Source organism: Microcystis aeruginosa NIES-4325, from assembly GCF_008974145.1.
Taxonomy (GTDB): Bacteria; Cyanobacteriota; Cyanobacteriia; order Cyanobacteriales; family Microcystaceae; genus Microcystis; species Microcystis aeruginosa_G.
Map to the genome: position 1 here is coordinate 1 of NZ_BJKP01000066.1, position 5924 is coordinate 5924.

The window sequence follows — 5924 nt, forward strand, 5'->3', positions numbered from 1 at the left end:
AAGAGAGCAACTTGATAAGAATAAAAACTCTTTGATTAATCAACTTAGACAGCGATTATGTTGTGAATTTCCTGAAATTGCTCAAAAAGACTTTGAATATATCGGGGTTAAGGGGTATAACCCAACACTAGGGCATATCGCCGGATTGAAAAATAACTCGCGTATTAAGGACACTGCCGGAACTGGAATTAAGGAATATAGCCGGTTATTAGCTAGTGACATTATTAGTTATCAATCTAGAATCTTAGGCAAGGAGCGAGAGTTAAGAGAAATACTAGAGTTAAGTCATTTTAAGCCCTATTGCCAGGTATTTGACCAATTTCTTTTCGGGACTGTTACTCAAAGTTTATTACTTCTACACTGTTATCCTATCGAAAGATTTTTAGTCAACGGAAAACCCTATTTTAGAGATGATCACGATATCAGTCTGAGAAGGTTTCAGGCTTATCTAGGTTTAGCCTATTCTTATCAAGTCTCTGGGGATACCTCCGCTAAACAAGACAAGGTTAAAAAGTCTTGGAAGGGTTCCGACTTGGTACGTTCTCACTTGTATGCTCATGCAATGGTGACTATTTGCCCGAATAAACCCGCTAAAACGGAGATTATCGCTAAACTTAAGAACTCTTGGTTAAATCCTAGAAGTCACTCCTATTTTACTCAAAACGAGAAAACCGGGCAAAAAACCAAAGTCACCCAAGAGCTACCAAGTTTTAAAGCACTAGGCAAAGATGGACTTTGCCGCTTGCTATTTTACGAGACTAGGCTTTTGTATCGACTTTTAACGGGTAATTTAGTAAAGTGATTAATGAAAAAATCATAAAGTTTTGTAACAAACCTTGACTGCTATCCTCCACCCCCAAGAAAAACCCCTGCTTAATCGTCCTTGGTACTCCCTGTCCCCTCTCTGGCAAGGAGACGAAACCGATGTTAAACAAGGTTTACCCCATAGCCAACTCGCACCTCCTTGGCAGATTTTAATTCTCGGCGATGGTTCTCCCACCCGTCATTTACAACTTTTAACCGGTGAAAAAACGGAAGTGGATGTGATCGATATGTCCCCCATCGGCGACGATGAGGATGGCGCACCGATGAAAATTAGCCTGATTCCAGGACCGAGATTGCGTCGTCAAGTCTGGTTACGCACAGCTAGTGGTCAAAGGTTAGCCTATGCCGCTTCTTGGTGGTCCGCCAATCAAGTGGACGAATATCTAGAAAATCGTTCCCTACCGATTTGGGAAAGTCTCTCGCGGCTGCACACGGAATTATATCGCGATGTGCAGGGACTTTATTACGGTCATTCCCCAGAATTAGAAATAGCTTTTGGGGAAAAAGGAGCATTTTGGGGTCGTCATTACCTATTTTGGCACGCTCGCCAACCCCTTACCCTGATTTACGAGGTTTTTTCTCCCTATCTCCGTAAATACCTCGGCGAAATGAGAATTGATCAATTAGGTTAACTGCCGTAGATATTTCTATGTGGTTTAATTAGTTAAGCTTTGGAGAGAATTAAATGATTTTTCTCCGTTAATTTGGCCATCCAACCCGGTTCAATCACAATCGTGCTAATTTTTTCGATAATAATTGCAGGTCCTGCCAGACAATCAAAAGGTTGCAGATCTGAACGCTGATAAATTGGCGTTTCCCGCCATTGATTAGCCATAAAAACCGCTACTCGATCAAGGATATGAGGTAATTGTCCCATGGGACGGGTGCGGGTTAAAATTGCTTCTTGGGGACTGTCCATAGTCTGGATCAATTCCACGGCAATCGACTCAACAATTAAAGCTTTTTGTTCCTGTTTAAACCCATAACGTCTTTGATGTTCCCGTTCAAAATCCTGACGCATTTGATCGCTAAAATTAACCCCTAAAGTGGCATCACTGCCTTGATATTTTAAACTGACTTGCTGCCGCACCCGATTATAACCCTCTAATTCCTGACCCGCTAAAACTTCTAATTCGTTCATTTCCGCGAGTAACTGCCCGATTAAATCGGCATTTAAGGGCTGTTCGATCGCTTTTTCTTTAATTACCCTCAAATCGGCCAAACCCATGCCGTAGGCGCTTAAAACCCCGGCGTAGGGATGGAGAAAAATGCTTTTCATTCCCAGAGTATCGGCAATTAAACAGGCCACTTGACCCCCCGCACCGCCAAAGGTACAAAGAGTATAATCACTGAGATCATAACCCTTTTGCAGAGAGATTTTTTTAATCGCATTAGCCATATTTTCCACGGCAATTTGAATAAACCCCGCAGCCAACATTTCAGGACTATTATTACCCCCCATTATTGCCGCCAATTCTTGAAACTTTGTCAGCACAATCTCTCTATCTAGGGTTAAATTTCCCTCTTGTCCAAAAATAGCGGGAAAATAGGCGGCTTGAATTTTTCCTAACAAAACATTAGCATCGGTAATTGTTAAGGGTCCGCCCCGTCGATAACAGGCCGGTCCCGGATTAGCTCCAGCACTTTCTGGTCCAACCCGAAAACGATAACCATCATAGACTAAAATCGAACCTCCACCAGCAGCCACGGTGTGAATACTTAACATCGGTGCTCGCATTCTTACGCCGGCAATTTCGTTATCTGTTTGCCGCTCGTATTCCCCTTGAAAATGAGAAACATCGGTGCTAGTTCCTCCCATATCAAAACTGATAATTTTGCTAAATCCTGCCCTTAAACTGGTTTGTACCGCCCCAACTATTCCCCCCGCAGGACCAGATAAAATGCTATCTTTACCCTGAAATTTATCGGCGGTGACTAAACCGCCATCGGATTTCATAAATAGTAAGCTAGTTTTCGGTAATTGCTGGCTAATACTATCAACATAGCGGCGTAAAATTGGCGATAGATAGGCAGAAACTACCGTGGTATCTCCCCGTGATACCAGTTTCATTAAAGGACTGACTTGGTGGGAAATGGCTAGATGAGTAAAGCCGATTTCTTCGGCAATGGCTGCCACTTGTTTTTCGTGGTCGGGATAACGATAACCGTGCATAAAAACAATCGCACAACTGCGGATACCCACTTGATAAACTGGTATTAAATCGGCTTTAACTTGGGCGGGATTAACGGCGATTAATTCTTGTCCTTGACTATCGTAGCGTTCGGCCACTTCGATAACTTGTTCGTATAATAAAGAAGGAAGAATAATTTGACGAGCAAAAATATCGGGGCGATTTTGATAGCCAATTCTCAAGGCATCTTTAAAACCTTTGGTGATTAACAAAACCGTGCGCTCTCCTTTCCTTTCTAACAGCGCATTGGTGGCTACCGTTGTTCCCATTTTAATCACTGCGATGTTATCTAGGGAACCGCTAATATCTTTAATCCCTTGAATGACTGCATCTGGGTATTTTTCGGGATTCTCCGAGAGCAGTTTATAGAGAACAATCCACTGTTGATCGGCAAGGGGAACAATCAGAAATCTAGCGGCATCTCTAGCTAGTCGTTCAATAATTTCTGGTTGATCGATTATCGCCACGATATCGGTAAAAGTTCCCCCTCGATCGATCAAAAATTTTAACATAATCCCTTCCAGTTCTCAGAATCAATGAACAATTGCGCCTAATCCTTTTAAAATAAACTAGATTGATTTATCTGAGTAAGCAAAATGTCCACAGGAATCGCTATCTTAGGGGTAGGACGTTGGGGAGTCCATTTCGTCCGTCATTTTTCTCAACATCCCTCAGCGCAAGTAGTGGCAATCGTTGATCCCTCCCCTGAAAAACTCCGTCTCTGTCGCAATCAATTTAATCTCGATACTAATAAGGTTATTTTAGCCAATGACTGGGAATCTATTCGCAATCATCCCGAAATCTCGGCCGTAGTCGTTGTTACTCCTGCCATCAGCCATTATCCCCTGATTAAAGATGCTCTTAATTTAGGTTATCACGTCCTCGCCGAAAAACCCTTAACCCTCAATTCCCAAGAATGTGCTGAATTAACGGCATTAGCGGCGCAAAAACAGCGTATCTTATTAGTTGATCATCCCTATCTTTTTCATCCCGCCGTTATCACCGGACAAAAAGTCCTGCAATCTGGGGGTATCGGTAAACCTCTTTATGGTTATGCCACTCGCACCCACCTGGGTCCCGTCCGTCAGGATGTGTCCGCTTTGTGGGATTTAGCTATTCACGATATCTCGATTTTTAATCATTGGCTAAATAGTACACCAGTATCGATACAGGCGCGAGGAACGGTTTGGCTACAACCTAATCTAGCCGATTTAGTCTGGTTAACCCTGATCTATGGCGATGGTTTTCAAGCGACTATTCACCTTTGTTGGTTGAATCCCGATAAACAGCGACGTTTAGGGATAGTTGGCAGCGAAGGGACTTTAATTTTCAATGAATTAGACTCTCGATCGCCTTTAACCCGACAAAAGGGCGATTTTGAGCGTCAGGAAGCCTATTTTATTCCTCGGGGACAGGAGACGGAATCTATCCCTATTGCCGATGGTGAACCCCTGAAAGCATTGTGCGAACATTTTTTAGAGTCGGTGGCTACGGGTGTCGATTCTCCTGTATCTTCGGGATCGGTAGGGACGGAATTAGTCAAAATCCTCCAGGCAGCAGAATTATCTCTAGCCAGAGGTGGAGAAATCCTGCACTTAGAATAGGGAAACATGGGATTGATAAGCTGTTGACTATCTAAATTACTCGTTAAGACTGCACTGGGGTTGAGAGCAGGGAAACGGGCGATCGCTGTCCAGTTAGTAGATGTGTTGGGCAATGATGCCACTGCTACAGTTGCGGTGAGGTAAAATCTACGGCGTTTCCCAGAAAGATGAAGTATAATCTGATTTGCTATTGACGAGGAGTTTGTACGGCTCTGGATTTATCTAATTTCTTTGACCCGGTCGGTGCGTGGCGCGGTCGGTCGCTAACGGCTGAATTCACCCGCCATTTTGGTCTATAGCGTTTCCTGTTCGCAAGAGGTACATTATCAATGTTGAAAAGCTTAATTAGGGCTTGCTGAAAAAGCCTGAAATGCCGATAGGAAAAAGGTTTCGACTCAATAAAGTCGAGAAAAAAGACCAAAAAAAGGTAAAATACACTAAAAGCCAAGCACTTTTTTTCATTCAGTACAGATGTATCGTATATCGACCGCAACTCCATCAGAACCCGAATCATTTGAACTGCCCTTTGGCGGAAAACTATCAGATGAAAACCGTTGGGTTATTATGGCCAACTTAATTCCCTGAGAAAAATTTGAAGAAGAGTACGCAAAAAGCTTCTGCGAAAACAAGGGTGCGCCCGCCTTACCATTTAGGGTAGCAATGTCCGCATTAATTATTCAAGAAAGATTAGAAATAAGTGATAGAGAAACCGTCGAACAAATTAGGGAAACCCCTTACTCACAATACTTTATTGGGCTAACAAACTATCAAACAGAAGCCCCATTTGATGCCTCAATGATGGTATATTTTCGGAAAAGAATTAAGTTAAATATCCTTAACAAAATTAACCAAGAAATGGTGAAAAAAGACCGAGAAATTATCGAGGAAAAAGAATCTGATGCCAGAAGAGAAGAGCGAGGAGAAGAAAGTGAGCGGCCCAATGCAGGAAAATTAATATTAGATGCGACTTGTGCGCCCGCTGATATTAAGTATCCCACAGATTTAGACCTATTAAATCAAGCTCGTCAAGGAACGGAAAAAATCCTAGATTGTCTCTACCGGGAAGTCAAGGAAAAGTTAACTAAGAAACCAAGAACTTCCCGAAAAATAGCGAGAAAGAACTATTTAAAAGTCGCTAAAAAACGTCGTCCCTCTCAAAAAGAAAGACGGAAAGCTATTGGTCAACAACTGGGATATATTCAAAGAAACTTAGGTTATATAGACCAACTAATTGAATTAGGAGCCTCCTTAACTTGTTTAAGTAAAAGACAATATAAACTGCTATTAGTCATTGAAGAAGTCT

3 protein-coding genes and 2 pseudogenes are annotated in these 5924 nt (G+C 42.4%); 4 read left to right on the forward strand and 1 reads right to left on the reverse strand.

All coding sequences use genetic code 11. The features are described 5' to 3' along the window. Window positions 1–802: pseudogene (locus MiAbW_RS20310) on the forward strand (IS110 family transposase); the annotation flags it as partial. A 34-nt stretch (window positions 803–836) separates the two neighbouring features. Beyond that, entirely contained in the window at window positions 837–1457 is a 621-nt protein-coding gene (locus MiAbW_RS18690) for a chorismate lyase (protein WP_151697304.1), read from the forward strand. A gap of 32 nt (window positions 1458–1489) precedes the next feature. On the opposite strand, the gene MiAbW_RS18695 is transcribed toward MiAbW_RS18690, so the two are convergent. Beyond that, window positions 1490–3529 carry a hydantoinase/oxoprolinase family protein gene (locus MiAbW_RS18695; RefSeq protein ID WP_151697305.1) on the reverse strand — a complete coding sequence of 680 codons (2040 nt, stop codon included), beginning with the start codon at window positions 3527–3529 and terminating at the stop codon, window positions 1490–1492. Window positions 3530–3613: 84 nt separating this feature from the next. On the opposite strand from MiAbW_RS18695, the gene MiAbW_RS18700 reads away from it, so the two are divergent. Both MiAbW_RS18700 and MiAbW_RS18705 read left to right on the forward strand, forming a co-directional pair. Beyond that, the gene (locus MiAbW_RS18700; protein WP_151697306.1) at window positions 3614–4621 is read left to right on the forward strand and encodes a Gfo/Idh/MocA family protein; all 1008 of its coding nucleotides are present in this window, start codon (window positions 3614–3616) and stop codon (window positions 4619–4621) included. 471 nt (window positions 4622–5092) lie between these two features. Beyond that, window positions 5093–5924, forward strand: a pseudogene (locus MiAbW_RS18705) (transposase); the annotation flags it as partial.

Excerpts from the sequence above, each read along its gene's own strand:
- MiAbW_RS18700 (WP_151697306.1), top strand. The coding sequence starts at position 3,614 with ATGTCCACAGGAATCGCTATCTTAGGGGTAGGACGTTGGGGAGTCCAT.
- MiAbW_RS18695 (WP_151697305.1), bottom strand. The coding sequence starts at position 3,529 with ATGTTAAAATTTTTGATCGATCGAGGGGGAACTTTTACCGATATCGTG.